Source organism: Sphingomonas sp. IC081, assembly GCF_006874585.1.
GTDB lineage: Bacteria > Pseudomonadota > Alphaproteobacteria > Sphingomonadales > Sphingomonadaceae > Novosphingobium.
In genome coordinates, this window is record NZ_CP029761.1 from 1,934,824 (window position 1) to 1,952,021 (window position 17,198).

Genomic DNA, 17,198 nt, shown 5'->3' on the forward strand with positions numbered 1-17,198 from the left:
CCATGCTTCGCGCGCTGGTCGCCACGGCCCTATCCTATCGCCTGCTCGTTCTCGCTCTCGCCCTGACAGTGGCGGGCCTCGGCGCATGGGCATTCGTAAACCTTCCTGTCGATGCCTATCCCAATATCGCCCAGACGCAGGTCAAGATGATCCTGAAGGCGCCTGGTATGACACCCGAGGAGGTGGAGAGCCGCGTCATCACGCCGATCGAGATGGAGATGCTGGGTATCCCCAATCAGGCGATCCTGCGCTCGACCGCCAAATATGCCATCGCCGATATCACCATCGACTTCACCGATGGGACCGACATCTACTGGGCACGCCAACAGGTCGCCGAGCGCCTGTCCGGCGTGCTGGCCGACTTGCCGGCTTCGGTCGGCGGCGGTCTCGCCCCGATTTCGACGCCGCTGTCCGATATCTATATGTTCACGATCGAGGGGCCGCTCAGCCTCCAGCAGAAACGCGAACTGCTCGACTGGACGATCCGGCCCGCGCTGAGGACCGTGCCCGGCGTCGCCGACGTCAATGCGCTCGGCGGCTATGTGCGGACCTTCGAGGTCAGGCCCGATCCGGTGGCGCTGGCCAGCGCGAAACTCTCTATCGCCGACCTGCGCGGCGCGATCGAGAGCGGAAACCGCAATGACGGCGCGGGACGACTCACCAGCGGCGAGGAATCGCTGATCGTGCGCGCGGTCGGTGCGATCCGCACGATCAACGACCTGCAGTCGCTTGTGATCGCCAGCCGCGACGGCCGCATCATCCGTCTGGGCGACGTCGCAGCAGTCGGGACCGGCAGTCTCACCCGCTATGGCGCGGTCACCAAGAATGGCAAAGCCGAGGCGGTCGAAGGGCTGGTGATCGCCCTGCGCGGCGCCGATGCCCGCATGGTCGTCGATGGCGTGCGCGCCCGGCTGGCGGAGCTTGAGAAAACCCTGCCGGCCGGCACCCATGTCGATGTCTTCTACGACCGATCCGATCTGATCGGGCACGCCGTCGGCACGGTCGAGGAAGCGTTGCTCGAAGCCACGATCCTCGTGGTCGTCCTGCTCATCCTGTTCCTGGGCGACTGGCGGGCCGCCGCGATCGTGGCCGCTACCCTGCCGATGGCGGCGCTCATCACCTTCCTGTTCATGCACGGCATGGGCCTGTCCGCCAATCTGATGAGCCTGGGCGGACTCGCCATCGCCATCGGCATGCTGGTCGATGGCGCGGTGGTGGTGGTCGAGAATATCGTCGAGCGGCTCGGGCGTCCGCATGAGGAAGGCCATCCGCGCCTCAATCAGATTTTCCAGGCGTCAAGCGAGGTCATCGTGCCGGTTTCGGCCGGTATCATCATCATCGCACTCGTGTTCCTGCCGCTGCTTGCGCTCCAGGGACTTGAAGGCAAGCTGTTCGCGCCGGTGGCCCTCACCATCGTCTTCGCGCTCGCCGGATCGCTGCTGCTGGCGCTCACGCTGGTGCCGGTCCTGTCGTCGTTCGGACTCAAGAGCGGCCATCATGGCGAGCCGTGGATCATGCGCCAGCTCTCACCGCGCTATCATGCGCTGCTGGCGACCGCGTTCGCTCACAAGCGGGTGGTCTATGGCCTGGCGGCGGCGGGCCTGGTGATCGCCGGCATGGCCTATGGCGCGGTCGGCAAGACCTTCATGCCGACGATGGATGAGGGCTCGGTGATCGTCCAGCTCACCAAGCTGCCTTCGATCAGCCTCGACCAGTCGGTGAAGGGCGACCTGGCGGTGCAGCGCGCGCTGCGCGCCGTGCCCGAGGTGCAGGATGTGATCGCCCGCGTAGGCTCCGACGAGATCGGCCTCGATCCGATGGGGCCGAACGAGACCGACAGTTTCGTGCGCCTGAAACCGCAGTCCGAGTGGCGCGGCGACAAGGACTTCGTGGTCGGCGAGATGCGCAAGGCGATCGAGGGACTGCCCGGCATCCAGCCCAGCTTCACACAGCCGATCGAGATGCGTGTGTCGGAGATGTTGACCGGCGCGCGCGGCGATCTTGCCGTCAAGATATTCGGCCCGGACCTGGCGACGCTCGGTGATCTTGCCGGGCAGGTCCAGCACGCGCTCTCGGGCATAAGCGGCGCCTCGGAAGTCCTGACCGTCGCCAATGACAGTGTTGATTATCTTCAACTCGGCATCGATCGCGCGGCCGCCGGACGCTTCGGGATGCCGGTCGACCAGATGCAGGATGCGCTTCGCGCTCAGGTCGAGGGGGTTCGGGCCGGCATCGTCGCCGAGGGACAGAAGCGCGTGCCGATCGTCATCCGGGGTGACGAGAGCCTGCGCTCCGATCCCGCCCGTTTCGCCGACCTGCAATTGCGCACGCCGGACGGAGGGTTGGCGCGCGTCAGCGACATGGCTCGGGTCGAGACGACACAGGGTCCGGTCAAGCTCGATCATGAGAACGGCTCCCGCTTCGCGCTGGTGCAGGCGTTCGTTTCTGGCCGCGACCTGGTGGGCTATGTCGATGAGGCCAAGGCGGCGGTCGCCGCAAAGGTGAAGCTGCCGGCCGGCTACCGCATCGTCTGGGGCGGCCAGTTCGAGAACCAGCAGCGCGCCTCGGCCCGGCTGATGCTCGTCATCCCGGTGGCGCTGCTGCTGATCTTCTTCGTGCTGCTGGCGACGCTGCGGTCGCTGCGCGCCGCGATCCTTATCCTGCTCAACATTCCGTTCGCGATGGTCGGCGGCGTCGTCTCGCTCTGGGCTTCGGGCGAATATCTCTCGGTGCCCGCATCGGTCGGGTTCATCGCTTTGCTCGGCATCGCCGTTCTCAACGGTCTCGTGCTGGTGGCCTATTTCCGTCAACTGCTGGCCGAGGGCTACGGCATGGCCGAGGCGGTCCGACAAGGCGCGGAGCGCAGGCTACGGCCGGTGCTGATGACCGCCAGCATCACGGCCTTCGGCCTGGTGCCCTTGCTGTTCGCCAGCGGCCCCGGATCGGAAATCCAGCGTCCGCTCGCCATCGTCGTCATCGGCGGCCTCATCACGTCCACGCTGCTGACGCTCGTGCTTTTGCCCATCCTGTTCGAGCGCTTTGGCGAGAGCGCCGGGAAACCCGAAAATGCCTGACCTGCTTCTGACCTTCCATTGCGCGATCCGGGATACGGAGACGATCGTGGAAGCGATCCGCACCGTCGCGCGGGCGCCGATCCACGTCCGGGAAGAGGCGGTGCGTGGCCGGGATTTCAGCGACGCGCGAACCGCCGAACAGGTGACGGGCAATCTTCGGCGAAGTGCGGTCGAACTCATCATCGCGGACACTGTCCAGGAAGATGTGATCCGAGCGGTGACGGACTCACGGCGCGAACGGCCGGTGCGCTGGCACGCCCTGCGGGTCGTCAGCCACGGGAGGATCGCATGAGAGCGTCCGTGCTGGCCCTGGCCATGGTGCTGATGCTGGCGCCGGGCACACTCCACGCCCAGCGCGCCGACCTGCCGCCGGTCGAGAAAGTCAACGAAGCTCTCGACAACCATCCAACCGTCATGGCGGCGGCCGCCCGGGTCGAAGCCGCCCGCGCGCGCGGGGACATGCTGCGCAGGGGCACCCATGAAGCGACGATCGCGGGCAGCTATATTCGCCGCAGCGTCGACCGCGAAGGCGGCTATGACGAGTTCGACGCGACCCTGTCCCGCCCGTTCCGCCTTCCCGGCAAGGCTGCGCTTGACCGAGAATCTGGCGCGCTGGGCGTCGAGGTTGCGGAAAACCAGATGGAGGATGCCCGCCACCAGGCCGCGTTGGTCTTGTCTGGACTCTGGCATGACTGGCTGACCGCCGGCAGCCATTATCGCAACGACCTCGACACGGTGCGCTCGCTGGAAGCGGCGCTGACCGCCTTGCGGCGCCGCGTCCAGCTCCGCGATGCTTCGGCGCTCGATCTCGACCAGGCTTCCGCTGCGCTGGCGCAGGCGCAGGCCCAGGCCGCTGCATCGCTCTCTGCGCGCGAGCAGGCGCGCGTGATCCTGGTCGCGACGTTTCCAGAGATACCGCTTCCTCCCGAGCCGGCTGAACTGGCCTTGCCCGAACGGCCGCTACAGAATCTCGAAACCATGCGGGCGCTGGTCGTCGAGCGCAGTCACGAGATTCGCGCCGCCGATCGCGAGGCACAGCGGCTAGCCGTCGTTGCGCGGCGGGTTCGAGCAGACCGGATCGCCGATCCCTCCTTTGGTGTCCGCTTGTTCAGCGAGCGTAGCGGCATGGAGCGAGGAGCAGGCGTGGTGGCATCCATCCCGCTGGGCGGTGGCTATCGCCGGGCAGCAGCCGATCAGGCTTCGGCCGAGGCGAACGCCGCCCGTCTTGAACTCGCCAATATCCAGCGATCGGTCGCGGCCATTGCCGACGCGGACCTGTCCAACGCACGCACCCGGCTGGAGGCGTGGCGAAGCGCGCAGGCATCGGCACAGAGCGCATCCGACGCTGCCGGGAGGACGGAGCGTGGTTATCAGCTAGGCCAGATTGATCTGGTCGATCTGCTCTATGCTCGTCGGCAGGCGAACGACGCCCGCCGATCCGAGATTGATGCGCGATCGGAAGCATCGCGGGCGCTGCTGAAGTTGCAGATCGATTCCCACAGCATCTGGGTTCCCGAGGGCGACCATGATTGAGGCGTGCGTCGTTCGTGGGCGTGAAGCCACGCCAAGGATCGTGCCCGTTTGACTATCAAGCAAAGTATCCTTTCAGGAAGGCTCTTGATCGAAAAGACGCGCTAACAAAAAGAATAGAGGGCTATGCGTGCCGTTCGACATTCGTCAGCTTCGCTACGCCATAGCGGCGGCAGATCATGGCAGTTTCTACCGAGCGGCGCGCGCATTGGATGTCGATCAATCGACACTTAGCCGGAGCATTCTCAAGCTGGAGCGCGTGGTCGGGGTGAAGATATTCGAGCGATCCCGCGCGGGCGTCACCATGACGATCGCGGGGCGTCAGCTCGTCCGCAGCGCCCGGCCGATGGTGGCAAGCGCCGACAAGCTGGTGGCGACCATGCGGGCGGCGGGGCAAGGCCGCGCCGGCGGGCTTATGGTCGGGCATTACAGTTCGGTCTCCGCCGGAAACCTGCGCGCGACCATGTTGGGCTGGCGCAACGCGCATCCCGATGCCGATCTAGATGGCGTGGAAGCGGACCGGCGCGCGCTGTTCGCCGGGCTCGATACCGGCGAGATCGACATTGCGATCCTGTTGGGCGACGCCAGCCATGACGGGTTCCGGCACGAATCGCTCTGGAGCGAGCGCGTAATGGTCGCGCTGCCGGCCAATCATCCGCTGGCCGAGCGTGACCTGCTCCACTGGACGGACCTACGGCGAGAGCGGTTCCTGCTTACGGCCGCCGATCCCGGCCCGGAAATCCGAGACATGCTGCTGGGCCGCCTGTCGCTCGTCGGTGTCCAGCCGGACATCAGGATGCACCATGCCAGCCGCGAGACGATCCTAAGCATCCTAGGTGATGGGCTCGGCCTATCGATCGTCTGCGAGGGCGGGACGGGCGCGCGCTATCCCGATGTGGTTTACCGACCCGTTCATAGCGAACAGGGGCCGGTGCTCATCGGCTATTCAGGATACTGGCGGAGAGACAACGGCAATCCCGCGCTGCGGCGATTCCTCGCCTTCGTGCGCGACCGCTATGCGCTATCCTTCGACATCCCCTGACGCTGGCTCTTGGTGAACGCCCGGTCAGTCGCCATGAATCGCGCTAGCATCGGGGCGACCAGCTTCTCCGGCGTCACAGCTTCGCTGCCGGTTTCAGTGGCCAGCGCAGCGGCATAGGCGACGAGATCGCGGTGGACGGCCGCAGGCAGCTCCACCGCCAGCTTGACGGGCCGGTCGTCGGCGAGCGGCCCGAGCTTCAACTTGGTCATCGCGTTGCTCCGATAGGTTCGAGCACGAGATCGCGCGTGATGACCACGCGCAGGGGGTGCCCCGGCCGGATCGTGAGCGTCGGCTGCACGTTGAGCTGCCGCCGCACGATCTGCTGGCCCGTCTGATTGATGGTGTCCTGTGAGCCTCGCCGAAGGGCGCGGGTCAGGTCGTCCTCACTGTCCGCACCCAGCTCGGTCCCGACACCGACCAGCGTCGAAACGGCCGCCGCCCGTAGCAGGTTGCCCCAATGCTGGTTCACGCGGTCTTGCAGACCGGCGAATCCGGCTCCGTCCGCGCCGGGTTGGCGCTCGAGAACGATCGAGCGTCCGTCCGGCATGATGAGCCGATCCCAGGCGAGCAGCACGCGGGTCTGTCCGGCGGCGATCTCGCTGTCATACTCGCCGATCAGCCGCGCGCCCTGCGGGATGAGGAGGATGCGCCCGGTGGGGCTGTCATAGACATTCGCCGTCACCTGCGCGGTGATCTGGCCGGGGAGGTTCGAACGGACGCCCGTGATGAGCGCAGCCGGGATGATGCTGCCGGCCTGAACGATGTTGGGCGATGCCGGCGCTGTCAGCCGCTCGACGCTGACCGTGCGTTGGTTGGACGCCTGCGCCATGAAGGCGCGCTTGCCGGCCTGGTCGCCTTGCGCCGCCTGCTGGGCCGGTTCCTGCGCGGAAGGCGCCGGCAAGCCCGGCATCGAGACCGGCTCCGCACCCGCACGCGCGCCGCCGCTGCCGAGAAAGACCGAGCTGGTGCGGGCCGCATCGCGTTCCTGCGCCGCGCGCTGCCGGGCGGCTTCCGCCGCTTGCGCGCGCGGATCGGGCGGACCTGGCTGCGCGCCGATCGGCGGCACGGGCACGTCCTCGCCGCGCTGCTGCGCCGACACGATCGGGCGGCCGAGGTCGCCGGGAAGCGGCGGGCCGAGCCGGGGCGCCTGCGCATAATCGCGCGGGCCGGACGTGATGGTCTCGGCGGTGGCGCGGCTGTCGGTGTTGTAGAGTTCCTGCGCGGCCCGATCGCCCGGCGGTTGCAGCGCATAGATCAGCGAACCGCCGATACCGAGGCCGGCGGCGACGCCGACGACGGCGAGCGCCTTGCGGGAGAGCCGCATGACGCGGGGTGGATCGCCGCGAAGCTGGAACGCGGCGGGATCAGGGCGAGCGGGCTGCGGCTCCGGCCGTGCTTCGGCTGGCGCATCGTGGCTGTCAGTCACGGCCGCCCCCTCCGGCGCGTCTCCGCGCCGTCGCGCACGATGCGGACGCGCTGTTCACTGCGGCGGTCGCCCAGGCGCAGCTCAGCGGCGGCGAAGAGCCGATCAACCACCATGTAGCGACCCTGCACGCGGTAATTGACCAGCTCGGCGTCACCGCTCGCGCCGGTCACGAACAGCGGCGGCATTTCGCCCTGCGAGATCCCGGCCGGAAACTCGATGAAGACCTGCCGCCCGTCGTCGAACGCGCGGGCCGGCGCCCACGGCACGCGGTCGCCCTCGATGCGGTAGCGGAAGTTGAGCGCCGTTACGTCCACGCCGGTTGCGGCTGGCGCAGCAGCGGCGGCAGCCGCATTGCGACCTTGCAAGGCGATCAGCGCGTCCTGCGGATAAGTCCACGATACCGACGCCATGTAGGTCGCAGGCGTCGCGCGCAATTCGAGGTGATAGGTTCGGCGGTCGGTGTTGACTACGATGTTGGTAACAAGATCGGGCCGTGTGGGCTTCACTAGGATGTGCACGCGCGCGGTTGCGCCGCTGCCGCTCACCGTATCGCCAATGATCCACCGCACCGTGTCGCCGGCCGCTACCGGACCCGGCCCGACGAGCTGTTCGCCTTCCTGCAAGGCGATGTCCGTTACCTGACCGGGCGCGGTATAAACCTGATAGAGCGCGCCTTCGGTCCACGGGTATTGCTGGATTGCGTTCAAGAAGCCGTCGCGCGCCGGCTGGATGCGCGCAGCGTCGTTGGCGTCGCCGACACGGCGGCGCGGATCGGCGGGCTCTGGCGGTCGCACTCTCTCCATTACCGGCTTCAACTGGCCGGGCAGCGGCAACGGCTCTGGTATCGTCACGATCTCGACCGCGCGGGGCGGGTCGGCCGCAGGCGTCGCCACGATCGCAGGGGGCGGATCGTCCAAAGCGATTACGGGCGGCCTGGCCGACGTAGTGGCGCAGCCGGCGAGCGCGGATGCGGAAACGAACAGCGCGGCCGTGGCTGCGCGGCGGATGGGTATGCCGGTCATTGCGACAGCTCCTTCGACCAGTTGAGGGCGTTGACGAAGACGCCGAGCGGATTCTTGCGCAGGGCGTCGGGGGTGCGTGGCGGCTGCACGACGATGGTCAGGATCGCCGACCAGCGCTCGGTGGCGGCGAGGCTGCCGTCCTGATAGCGGCGCTCGATCCAGGCGACGCGGAAGCTGTCGGGCGATGCCCGGATGACGCTGGACACGTCCACCGCGACCTGCACGCGGCCGACATTGGCGAACGGGTCGTTGGCCCGCGCATAGTCGTTCAGCGCGAGCGCACCGCGATCGGTCGTGAAGTCGTATGCCCTTAGCCAGTTTTGCCGGACGATCACAGGATCGGCCGGGATCGCGCGGACCTGCTCGATGAAGCGGGCGAGATGGAATGCGACCTGCGGATCGGTCGGGCGGTAGCCGGCCTCGGCCGGCGCGACCGCTTGGGCCTCGCCCAGCCGATCGACCTGCACGACCCACGGGACGATATGGCCGCGCGTCGATTGCCAGACGAGGCCGCAGGCCAGACCGCCGGAAAGCGCCAGCGTGCCGAAGAAGGCGAGCCGCCAGTTCTTCGCCTGCACGCGCGCCGAACCGATTCGGTCATCCCATGCCTGCGCCGCGCGCTGATAGGGTGTGGCCGGCTCGGGCGTCTGGCCGTAGCGGATGGTCGGTCGCTTGAACATGGATCAATCCTTTTGGCTGGTGTCGACGGATGCGCCGCTGCCGCCGCCATCGCCGGAGCGCAGCGTGTGAGCGGCGATGGTCGCGCCGTGGGTCATGGTCTGGCGGTTCTTCATCGCGGACGCCCAAGGGGGCGCGCCGTCCGGCGCGTCCGGCGAGGGCGTGGAGCTGCCGCCCGAAATGGTCCCGCCCGTCGCGGTGACGGCCGCACGCCCGCCGGAACGGTAGCTGTCCTTGAGCGAGGCGGCCGTCTTGCGGAGCGGCGACATGGCTGCGCCGACGGCGGCTTGGCCGACGCCGCCTGCGCCGCCCGCGACTGCGGCCGCGCCGGACTTGCCGGCCGAACCGAGCGCATAGGCGCTGTTGGCGGCGCCCGAGGTGAAGGCGGCGCCGCGCGCCGCGCCGCCGACTGCACCCGCCGCCGCGCCGACACCGAGGCGGGCGGCAGCGGCGCCACCGGCGAGCGCGCCACCGGCTGCGAGCACGGTTCCCGCTGCGGCCCCTGCGCCAAGCGCCGGGCCGCCGGAGACGATGCCATTGGCGATCGACGGGCCGAAGATGCCAAGGCCGAGAAGGCACAGCGAAGCCAGCGCGACGGCCATCGCGTCCTCGATGCTGGGCTGCGCGCCGCCGAACCCGGCGCGAAACTCGTCGAACAAAGTCGAGCCGATGCCGACTATGACGGCGAGCACCAGCACCTTGATGCCCGACGAGATCACTAGCCCCAACACGCGCTCGGCCATGAAGGCGGTCTTGCCGAACAGGCCGAACGGGATAAGGACGAAGCCGCAGAGCGTCGCCAGCTTGAACTCGATCAGCGTCACGAAGAGCTGGATCGCCAGAATGAAGAAGGCGAGGATGACCAGCAGCCAGGCGATCAACAGCACCGCGATCTGGATGAAGTTCTCGAAGAACGCGACCCAGCCCATCAAGTCTGAAATGGATTCTAGGATCGGCTGCCCCGCCTCCAGACCGACTTGGGCGACGCGGCCCGGCTGGAGCAGTTCGGCGGCGGTAAAGCCGGTGCCCGACGCTTTGAGCCCGAGCCCGGCGAAGCTTTCGAAGACGATCCGCGCAAGGCCGTTCCAGTTGCCGATGATGTAGGCGAAGACGCCGACAAACAGGGTCTTCTTGACGAGGCGTGCGATGATGTCGTCGCCTTCACCCCACGTCCAAAAAAGCGCGGCCAGGGTCACGTCGATGACGATCAGGGTGGTGGCAATGAACGCCACCTCGCCGCCGAGCAGGCCGAACCCGCTGTCGATGTAGCGGGTGAACACATCCAGAAAGCGATCGACGACGCCGGTGCCGCCCATATCAATTCTCCTGCGGGGTGGCGCCATCGGCGATGCGAGCGGCGGGGCGCGCGCCGGGCGCGAGGAACCGGCGACGGTTCTCGGCCCAGGCGCGCAGGCAGTCGGGGTCGCTCGCCCCGGCCGCGCCGATCGACTGGCAGCGGCGCAGCTCGATCAGAAGCGGGTCCGTCGCCGAGGTGTCGGCGACGGACGCCGGCTCCGCGCGCGGTGGCTCGGGCGCACGGCTCATCTCGATCGCGGTCATCGTGATGGCGATGGCGATGAAGATGACGGCGCCGACGCGCGCGAGGAGCTTGCTGTCCATCGGCTCAGTCGTGGAACATGCTTGCGCTGCCCGGCTGGTAGCCGGTGGATCGCGTCAGGAAGCGGCGGAGCCGTTCGCGGCTTTCGGCCTCGACCGCCGCATTGCGCGCAGAATCCAGCGCCTGCGCGCGGCCCTGCGCGGCGAGCAGCGCCGTCAGGTCCGCGAGCTGCTGCGATTGCAGCGCGAGAAGCTGGTTGCCCGCCTGCGCGACCTGAAGCGCGCCAGTCGCCGACTGGCTGGACGAGACCAGGCCATCCATTGTCGTGCGCGCGCCGTCGATATTGCCGACGACGCCGGCCTGCACGCGCAGCGCGTCCTCGAACGCACCGACGCTATCCTCCCAGCGCGCGTTAGCGTTGGCGACCATCTGCGCATGGGTGCCGGTCAGCGCCGCGCCCTTGTAGCGGCCGTTGAACACCTGCTGGACGTTCTGCACGTCGTAGGCGATGCGCTGCGCCTCGCCGAGAAGCTGCTGGGTGCGCTGCACTTGGCTCTGCAACTGCTGGAGCGAGCTGAACGGGAGCGACGCCAGGTTGCGCGCCTCGTTGATGAGGCTGGTCGCCTGCTGCTGGATTTGCTGGATCTGGTTGTTGACCTGCTGGAGCGACCGCGCGGCCGTCAGCACGTTCTGCGCATAGTTGGTGGGATCATAGACGATCCCGCCGAACTGAGCGTGCGCCGGCGTGGCGGCGGTGATGCCGATCATGCTCGACGTGGCGATGGCGCCGGCCAGCATGGCACGACGCAGGATATTGGGTTTCATGGGGTCATGTCCTTCAAGGCAGGGGGGAGCTGGCCGACATCTTCCCGGCGGCCGGCCAGCGGATCGGGTTGGGGTTCGGGAAGAAGATCGACCGCCCAGGCCAGGCCGCGATGGCGCAGCCATTCGGCGGCGAAGCGCTCGCGGCCGTGGGTCTCGACCAGCTCGGCGATGCGGAGCTGGTCGGTCTTGGAAGAAGCGGCGGCGAAGGCCAGCGCGACCTCTCCCAGCCCCAGCTCGAACATCCGGTTGCCGCGCCGCGACTGGCAGTAATAGTCGCGCTTGGGCGTGGCCCGGCTGAGGATTTCGATCTGGCGGGCGTTCAGCCCGAACCGTTCGTAGATGGCGGCGATCTGCGGCTCGGCCGCACGTTCGTTGGGCAAGAAGATGCGAGTCGGGCAGCTCTCGATGATGGTCGGCGCGATGTTCGAGGTTTCGATGTCGGCGAGGCTCTGCGTGGCGAACACGACGCTGGCGTTCTTCTTGCGCAGGGTCTTAAGCCATTCGCGGAGCTGCGCGGCGAAGTCCGGGCTGTCTAAGACAAGCCAGCCCTCGTCGATGATGATGAGCGTGGGCGAGCCGTCCAGCCGGCCTTCGATCCGGTGGAACAGATAGGACAGCACTGCGGCGGCCGACCCGGCGCCGACCAAACCCTCGGTCTCGAACGCCTGCACCGACGCTTCGCCGAGGCGCTCGGCCTCGGCGTCGAGCAGCCGGCCCCACGGCCCGCCGATGCAGTAGGGCGCCAACGCCTGCTTGAGCTGTTGGCTCTGGAGCAGCACGGCGAGCCCGGTCAGTGTGCGTTCCGGCACGGGCGCGCTGGCGAGCGAGCCGAGCGCCGACCACAAATGCTCCTTGGCCTGCGGATCGACCGCGACGCCTTCGGACGCGAGGATCGCCGCCAGCCATTCGGCCGCCCAGGCGCGCTCGGCCGGATCGTCGATCCGGGCGAGCGGCTGGAGCTGCACGCCGTCGCCGGCCTCGTCGGCCAGCATCCCGCCGAGATCCTGCCAGTCGCCGCCCATGCCGATCGCCGCGGCGCGGATGCTGCCGCCGAAATCGAAGGCGAAGACCTGGCCGTTCTCGTAGCGGCGAAACTGCATCGCCATGAGGGCGAGCAGCACCGACTTGCCGGCGCCGGTCGGCCCGACGATGAGCGTGTGGCCGACATCGCCGACGTGAAGGGAAAACCGGAACGGGGTCGAGCCTTCGGTCTTGCCGTAGAGCAAGGGGGGAGCACCGAAATGCTCGTCCCGTTCCGGCCCCGCCCATACTGCTGACAGGGGGATCAGGTGGGCGAGATTGATAGTGGAAATCGGGGGCTGGCGGACGTTGGCGTAGGTGTGACCGGGGAGGCTCCCCAGCCATGCCTCGATCGCGTTCATGCCTTCGGGGATGACGGTAAAGTCGCGGCCCTGGATAACCTTCTCGACCAGCCGCAGCTTTTCCGCCGCAATGGCTGGATCGCGGTCCCACACCGTCACCGTCGCGGTGACATAGGCCATGCCGGCATAGTCGGCGCCCAGCTCCTGCAGGGCGGTGTCGGCGTCGGCGGCCTTGTTCGATGCGTCGCTGTCCATCAGGACCGACGCCTCGTTGGTCATCACCTCTTTCAGAATCGCCATGACGCTCTTGCGCTTGGCGAACCACTGGCGTCGGATGCGGCTCAGCAGCTTGGTCGCGTCTGTCTTATCGAGCATGATCGCGCGGGTCGCCCAGCGATAATCGAAGGCGAGCCGGTTCAGTTCGTCGAGCACGCCGGGGAAGGTCACGCTCGGGAAGCCGACGATAGTGAGCGTCCGAAGATGTTGGTCGCCGAGCTTCGGTTCGAGGCCGCCGGTCAGCGGCTGGTCGGCCAAGAGCGCGTCGAGGTGCATCGGCGTTTCCGGCACGCGGACGCTCTGGCGGCGCGTCGAAACCGTGCTGTGCAGATAGGTCAGCGTCTCGGCGTCATCGAGCCAGCGGACCTCGGGCACGAACCCTTCGACCAGGTTGAGCACCCGGTCGCTGCGGTCGGTGAAGCCCTTGAGCAGTTCCCACGGATCGACGCCGCTGGTGGACCGGCCTTCGTAGAGCCAACCTTCGGCGCGGGCGGCTTCTTCGGCCGGCGGCATCCACAGCAGGGTGAGGAAATAGCGGCTCTCGAAATGCGCGCCCTCCTCGCGGAATTGCTCGCGACGCTCGAACTCGACCAGCGACGACACGGGATCGGGGAAGTCGGACAGCGGATAGTCGAGCGCCGGGGTGCGCTGCGCCTCGACGAAGATCGCCCAGCCGGAGCCGAGACGGCGGAGCGAGTTGTTCAACCGCGCGGTCGTCGCGACCAGCTCGGCCGGCGTCGCGCTGTCGAGATCGGGACCGCGGAATCGGGCGGTGCGCTGGAACGAGCCGTCCTTGTTCAGCACCACGCCTTCGCCGACCAGCGCGGCCCAGGGCAGGAAATCGGGAAGGGTCGCAGCTTTGCTGCGATATTCACGCAAGCTCATCATGGCCGCATCCACGTCGGGTAACGGAGGTGGCGCCGGGCCACGTCCACGAATTGCGGGTCGCGGCGGGCGGCCCAGACGGACAGCCCGTGGCCGATCGCCCAGATGACGAGCCCGGCGATCCACAGGCGCAGGCCAAGGCCGATCGCGCCCGCCAGCGTCCCGTTGACGATGGCGAGCGAGCGAGGGGCGCCGCCGAGCAAAATCTGCTCGGTCAGCGCCCGGTGGACCGGGGCAAAATAGCCCGCGATCGGTTCGCCATGATCGGCCCCGCCGTTCATGCGATCAGCGCTCCGCCGCCGAACGAGAAGAACGACAGGAAGAAGCTCGACGCCGCGAACGCGATAGACAGGCCGAACACGATCTGGATCAGCCGGCGCGAGCCGCCCGACGTGTCGCCGAAGGCCAGCGTCAGGCCGGTCACGATGATGATGATAACGGCAACGATCTTCGCCACCGGCCCCTCGATGCTTTCGAGGATGCTTTGCAGCGGGGCTTCCCACGGCATTGACGAACCGCCGGCATGGGCCGGAACGGCGAATGTCAACGCGATGACGCTGGTGGTGGCGGCGAGCATGGCGCGGCGTGCGCCATGCCGAAGGGCATGGATCATAGCAGGTCTCCGGCTTGGTGGTTGGTGAGGGGTGCGAGGCGGTAGTCGCCGGTCGCGGGGTCGAGCCCTTCGACGCGGGCCAGCTCGGTCAGCCGGCGTCCGTGCGCGTCGCGGACCAGCACGGCGATCAGGTCGATCGTCTCGGCTATGAGAGCGCGCGGAACGGTGACGACGGCCTCCTGGATGAGTTGCTCCATGCGGCGCAGCGCGCCGAGCGCAGTGCCTGCGTGGATCGTGCCGACGCCGCCGGGATGGCCGGTACCCCAGGCTTTGATGAGGTCGAGGGCTTCGGCGCCGCGCACCTCGCCGATGGGGATGCGGTCGGGGCGCAGGCGCAGCGACGAGCGGACCAACTCGGACAGCGACACCACGCCGTCCTTGGTCCGCATGGCGACGAGGTTCGGCGCGGCGCATTGCAGCTCGCGCGTGTCTTCGATCAAGACGATGCGGTCGGTGGTCTTCGCCACCTCGGCGAGCAGCGCGTTGACCAGCGTGGTCTTGCCCGCGCCGGTGCCGCCCGCGACGAGGATGTTGGCGCGGGTCTCGACGCCGTGGCGCAACGCCTCGGCCTCGGCCGCCGACATGAGGCCGGCGCGCGCATAGTCGTCGAGTGTGAACACGGCGACGGCGGGCTTTCGGATGGCAAAGGCTGGCGCGGCGACGATAGGCGGCAGCAACCCCTCGAACCGCTCGCCGCCTTCCGGCAGCTCGGCCGAAACGCGCGGCGATCGCGCATGAACCTCGACGCCGACATGGTGCGCGACCAGGCGGACGATGCGCTCGCCATCGGCAGCGCTCAGCGTTTCGCCTGTGTCGCTGACGCCCTCGCCCAGCCGATCGAGCCAAAGCCGCCCGTCCGGGTTCAGCATGACTTCGATAACGGCAGCGTCGTCGAGCCAGCCCGCGATCGACGGCCCGAGCGCAGTGCGCAGCATCCGCGCGCCGCGTGATTTAGCCTCGGATCGGATTGGGTGGATGGTCAACGACTGGCCCCTGCAAAGGACCGGGCGAACCGCCGCCCGGCTGTCGGGGCACATCAAGAGACGCAGGAAGACTCGGCTCGCAACAGCTACTTACGGGCGTAGTAGAGGGGGCGGCACATACGAGGACGACGGCGGAATGCCTCTCGTCGGCATTCCGCAGATACGGCAACCGAACTACGAAATGGCGATGCGCGCGTAGGCTTTCTTACGGATGCCGGTAATCGAGTCGATGGTTAGCGGCACTCGACTGTGAGGTGCGCCAACTCATGCACCGGCGCGAGACGGGCGCGGATCATGTCGCTCGTGACCCCACGCGCCGCGACGATGCTGACGATCGCAGCATGTGCCTCCGGCCCGACGCGCCAGACGTGGAGGTCTGCGATCCTCGCATCGCCCGGTTCTTCGACCAGCTCGCGCACCTCCTCGGCCACATGCTCGTCGGTTCGATCCAGAAGCACTTCCGCTGTGTCGCGCATAAGCCCCCAGGACCAACGCGCGATCACGATTGCGCCGACGATCCCCATTACGGGATCCATCCATACCCAGCCAAGATAGCGGCCTGCCAAGAGCGCCGTGATGGCGAGAACCGATGTCAGAGCGTCGGCGAGCACATGCAGATAGGCTGAGCGCAGATTGTTATCGCCCGTGTGCGCGGCATGACCGTGATGATGGTGCCCATGATCGTGGCCGTGATGATGAGAATGGTCGTGGCCGCCCGACAGCAGGACGGCGCTGACCACGTTCACGGCCAAGCCGACGACCGCAACCCAAGTTACCTCGCCGAACGCGACGTTGATCGGCTGGAGCAACCGGGTGACGGATTCGACGCCAATACCGACTGCGATCAGGCCCAGCGCCATTGCCGAGGCGAAGCCGGCAAGATCACCAACCTTGCCGGTGCCGAAGCTATATGCCGGGTTTCGGGCGTTCCGCTTTGCATAGGCATAGGCAAGCGCGGCAACCGACAATGCGCCGGTGTGCGTCGCCATGTGAAAGCCGTCGGCGAGCAGCGCCATTGACCCTGTGAAGTAGCCGGCGACGATTTCGCCCACCATCATCACTGCGGTCAGCGCAACCACCCAGCGCGTGCGGCGGGCGTTCTCATCATGTGCCGCGCCGAGTAAAACGTGGTCGTGAGTGTGCGCGTCGAGATCGGGCAAAGTCGCCATGAACTATCCTATTTCGAGTAGCGACGGATCACGGCGAGCAGCTCCTCCGCACCCGCCGCTCGTTCGGCATCATCAAGCCCAGGCCGAGACACGTGGGCTTCCAGATGCTCCGCTATGATCTCATCCAGCAGGCCGTTCACCGCGCCTCGGACGGCCGCAACCAGGTGAAGAATCTCCGAACAGCTCGCGTCCGCCTGCAACGCGCGGTCGATCGCACCGACCTGGCCTCCAATGCGGCGGACGCGGGCCAGCAGATCAGCGCTCGATGACTTGATGTGCGACATACCCCACCCCCCTATATGAACGGGGTTGGGTTGTCGAGTTTGTCAGCCGCAATTGGAGGCGGGAAAGCCAAGTGGTTCGCTAGTCTGGATCAGTCGCACTCTTCGGCCAGACATCTTCCGGTATCTCATCCAACAGCGTCTTGCCGCTGGCGAAGCGCCGGCCGAGCGTCTCGATGAAGCCCTCATAGCGTTTCCGCCCCTTCACCTGCGCCGCCGCCTGATCCTCATCAGGAAGCGGCGGTGTCACGGCCAACCAGAACCGGACGAACAGACTCAGCGCCTCGGTCGTCAGGCCAGTGTTGCGCTCAAGTCGCTGGACCTGACGCGACAGGCGATCAAGCCTGCGTGCGAACGCGGCTTCCATCCGGTCGGCGCCGTCCGGCGAAAGATAGGACGCCACTGCCGCCTCCACGATCGCGGAGCGGGAGATGCGGCGGCGGATCGCCAACTCATCGACCTGCTTGGCGAGCGCGGGCGGGAAATAGACGTTGAGCCGGGTTCGCATGGGCAC

18 protein-coding genes are annotated in these 17,198 nt (G+C 67.6%); 4 read left to right on the forward strand and 14 right to left on the reverse strand.

Annotated elements, in window-relative coordinates; translation table 11 throughout:
• Positions 1-2: 2 nt before the first annotated feature.
• From DM450_RS09375 to DM450_RS09390, 4 genes are all read left to right on the forward strand, one after another.
• Entirely contained in the window at positions 3-3,074 is a 3,072-nt protein-coding gene (locus DM450_RS09375) for an efflux RND transporter permease subunit (RefSeq protein ID WP_142634276.1), read from the forward strand.
• Positions 3,067-3,366, forward strand: coding sequence for a DUF3240 family protein (locus DM450_RS09380; RefSeq protein WP_093063425.1), 300 nt, complete (start codon positions 3,067-3,069; stop codon positions 3,364-3,366). The genes DM450_RS09375 and DM450_RS09380 overlap by 8 nt, the downstream gene beginning before the upstream one ends.
• Positions 3,363-4,607: a TolC family protein gene (locus DM450_RS09385; RefSeq protein WP_093063424.1), complete on the forward strand. Its 1,245-nt coding sequence runs from the start codon at positions 3,363-3,365 to the stop codon at positions 4,605-4,607. Before DM450_RS09380 ends, DM450_RS09385 begins: the two co-directional genes overlap by 4 nt.
• A 127-nt stretch (positions 4,608-4,734) precedes the next feature.
• Positions 4,735-5,646: a LysR family transcriptional regulator gene (locus tag DM450_RS09390; protein ID WP_093063423.1), complete on the forward strand. Its 912-nt coding sequence runs from the start codon at positions 4,735-4,737 to the stop codon at positions 5,644-5,646.
• Here the strand turns inward: DM450_RS09390 and DM450_RS09395 are convergent.
• From DM450_RS09395 to DM450_RS09460, 14 genes are all read right to left on the reverse strand, one after another.
• Positions 5,619-5,855 (reverse strand): DUF2274 domain-containing protein, encoded by a 237-nt coding sequence (locus DM450_RS09395; protein WP_093063422.1) that lies wholly within the window; start codon positions 5,853-5,855, stop codon positions 5,619-5,621. The genes DM450_RS09390 and DM450_RS09395 overlap by 28 nt on opposite strands.
• On the reverse strand, positions 5,852-7,072 hold the full coding sequence (locus tag DM450_RS09400; RefSeq protein WP_142634278.1) for a TrbI/VirB10 family protein: 1,221 nt from the start codon (positions 7,070-7,072) through the stop codon (positions 5,852-5,854). Before DM450_RS09400 ends, DM450_RS09395 begins: the two co-directional genes overlap by 4 nt.
• The gene (trbG, locus tag DM450_RS09405) at positions 7,069-8,094 is read right to left on the reverse strand and encodes a P-type conjugative transfer protein TrbG (RefSeq protein WP_140926479.1); all 1,026 of its coding nucleotides are present in this window, start codon (positions 8,092-8,094) and stop codon (positions 7,069-7,071) included. Before trbG ends, DM450_RS09400 begins: the two co-directional genes overlap by 4 nt.
• Entirely contained in the window at positions 8,091-8,774 is a 684-nt protein-coding gene (gene trbF / locus DM450_RS09410; RefSeq protein WP_140926480.1) for a conjugal transfer protein TrbF, read from the reverse strand. Before trbF ends, trbG begins: the two co-directional genes overlap by 4 nt.
• Before the next feature lie 3 nt (positions 8,775-8,777).
• Positions 8,778-10,088, reverse strand: a complete 1,311-nt coding sequence (trbL, locus tag DM450_RS09415; protein ID WP_142634280.1) for a P-type conjugative transfer protein TrbL — start codon at positions 10,086-10,088, stop codon at positions 8,778-8,780.
• Between the two features lies 1 nt (position 10,089).
• Positions 10,090-10,392, reverse strand: coding sequence for a putative entry exclusion protein TrbK-alt (gene trbK-alt, locus DM450_RS09420; protein WP_142634282.1), 303 nt, complete (start codon positions 10,390-10,392; stop codon positions 10,090-10,092).
• Between the two features lie 4 nt (positions 10,393-10,396).
• The gene (gene trbJ, locus DM450_RS09425) at positions 10,397-11,155 is read right to left on the reverse strand and encodes a P-type conjugative transfer protein TrbJ (RefSeq protein ID WP_142634284.1); all 759 of its coding nucleotides are present in this window, start codon (positions 11,153-11,155) and stop codon (positions 10,397-10,399) included.
• Positions 11,152-13,641 carry a conjugal transfer protein TrbE gene (trbE, locus tag DM450_RS09430; protein WP_142634286.1) on the reverse strand — a complete coding sequence of 830 codons (2,490 nt, stop codon included), beginning with the start codon at positions 13,639-13,641 and terminating at the stop codon, positions 11,152-11,154. Before trbE ends, trbJ begins: the two co-directional genes overlap by 4 nt.
• Entirely contained in the window at positions 13,638-13,919 is a 282-nt protein-coding gene (locus DM450_RS09435; RefSeq protein WP_142634288.1) for a VirB3 family type IV secretion system protein, read from the reverse strand. The genes trbE and DM450_RS09435 overlap by 4 nt, the downstream gene beginning before the upstream one ends.
• Positions 13,916-14,251, reverse strand: a complete 336-nt coding sequence (locus DM450_RS09440; RefSeq protein ID WP_093063414.1) for a TrbC/VirB2 family protein — start codon at positions 14,249-14,251, stop codon at positions 13,916-13,918. The genes DM450_RS09435 and DM450_RS09440 overlap by 4 nt, the downstream gene beginning before the upstream one ends.
• Positions 14,248-15,234 carry a P-type conjugative transfer ATPase TrbB gene (gene trbB, locus DM450_RS09445; RefSeq protein ID WP_142634290.1) on the reverse strand — a complete coding sequence of 329 codons (987 nt, stop codon included), beginning with the start codon at positions 15,232-15,234 and terminating at the stop codon, positions 14,248-14,250. The genes DM450_RS09440 and trbB overlap by 4 nt, the downstream gene beginning before the upstream one ends.
• Before the next feature lie 233 nt (positions 15,235-15,467).
• The gene (gene dmeF, locus DM450_RS09450; RefSeq protein WP_142634292.1) at positions 15,468-16,403 is read right to left on the reverse strand and encodes a CDF family Co(II)/Ni(II) efflux transporter DmeF; all 936 of its coding nucleotides are present in this window, start codon (positions 16,401-16,403) and stop codon (positions 15,468-15,470) included.
• An 8-nt stretch (positions 16,404-16,411) separates the two neighbouring features.
• Complete coding sequence (locus DM450_RS09455) at positions 16,412-16,687, reverse strand: metal/formaldehyde-sensitive transcriptional repressor (RefSeq protein WP_093063411.1); 276 nt, start codon at positions 16,685-16,687, stop codon at positions 16,412-16,414.
• A gap of 79 nt (positions 16,688-16,766) precedes the next feature.
• On the reverse strand, positions 16,767-17,192 hold the full coding sequence (locus tag DM450_RS09460) for a CopG family transcriptional regulator (RefSeq protein ID WP_093063410.1): 426 nt from the start codon (positions 17,190-17,192) through the stop codon (positions 16,767-16,769).
• Positions 17,193-17,198: the final 6 nt, after the last annotated feature.

Excerpts from the sequence above, each read along its gene's own strand:
- trbG (WP_140926479.1), bottom strand. The coding sequence starts at position 8,094 with ATGACCGGCATACCCATCCGCCGCGCAGCCACGGCCGCGCTGTTCGTT.
- DM450_RS09435 (WP_142634288.1), bottom strand. The coding sequence starts at position 13,919 with ATGAACGGCGGGGCCGATCATGGCGAACCGATCGCGGGCTATTTTGCC.
- trbK-alt (WP_142634282.1), bottom strand. The coding sequence starts at position 10,392 with ATGGACAGCAAGCTCCTCGCGCGCGTCGGCGCCGTCATCTTCATCGCC.
- trbJ (WP_142634284.1), bottom strand. The coding sequence starts at position 11,155 with ATGAAACCCAATATCCTGCGTCGTGCCATGCTGGCCGGCGCCATCGCC.
- DM450_RS09375 (WP_142634276.1), top strand. The coding sequence starts at position 3 with ATGCTTCGCGCGCTGGTCGCCACGGCCCTATCCTATCGCCTGCTCGTT.
- DM450_RS09380 (WP_093063425.1), top strand. The coding sequence starts at position 3,067 with ATGCCTGACCTGCTTCTGACCTTCCATTGCGCGATCCGGGATACGGAG.
- DM450_RS09440 (WP_093063414.1), bottom strand. The coding sequence starts at position 14,251 with ATGATCCATGCCCTTCGGCATGGCGCACGCCGCGCCATGCTCGCCGCC.
- trbE (WP_142634286.1), bottom strand. The coding sequence starts at position 13,641 with ATGATGAGCTTGCGTGAATATCGCAGCAAAGCTGCGACCCTTCCCGAT.
- DM450_RS09455 (WP_093063411.1), bottom strand. The coding sequence starts at position 16,687 with ATGTCGCACATCAAGTCATCGAGCGCTGATCTGCTGGCCCGCGTCCGC.
- dmeF (WP_142634292.1), bottom strand. The coding sequence starts at position 16,403 with ATGGCGACTTTGCCCGATCTCGACGCGCACACTCACGACCACGTTTTA.
- DM450_RS09385 (WP_093063424.1), top strand. The coding sequence starts at position 3,363 with ATGAGAGCGTCCGTGCTGGCCCTGGCCATGGTGCTGATGCTGGCGCCG.
- DM450_RS09460 (WP_093063410.1), bottom strand. The coding sequence starts at position 17,192 with ATGCGAACCCGGCTCAACGTCTATTTCCCGCCCGCGCTCGCCAAGCAG.
- trbL (WP_142634280.1), bottom strand. The coding sequence starts at position 10,088 with ATGGGCGGCACCGGCGTCGTCGATCGCTTTCTGGATGTGTTCACCCGC.
- DM450_RS09395 (WP_093063422.1), bottom strand. The coding sequence starts at position 5,855 with ATGACCAAGTTGAAGCTCGGGCCGCTCGCCGACGACCGGCCCGTCAAG.
- trbF (WP_140926480.1), bottom strand. The coding sequence starts at position 8,774 with ATGTTCAAGCGACCGACCATCCGCTACGGCCAGACGCCCGAGCCGGCC.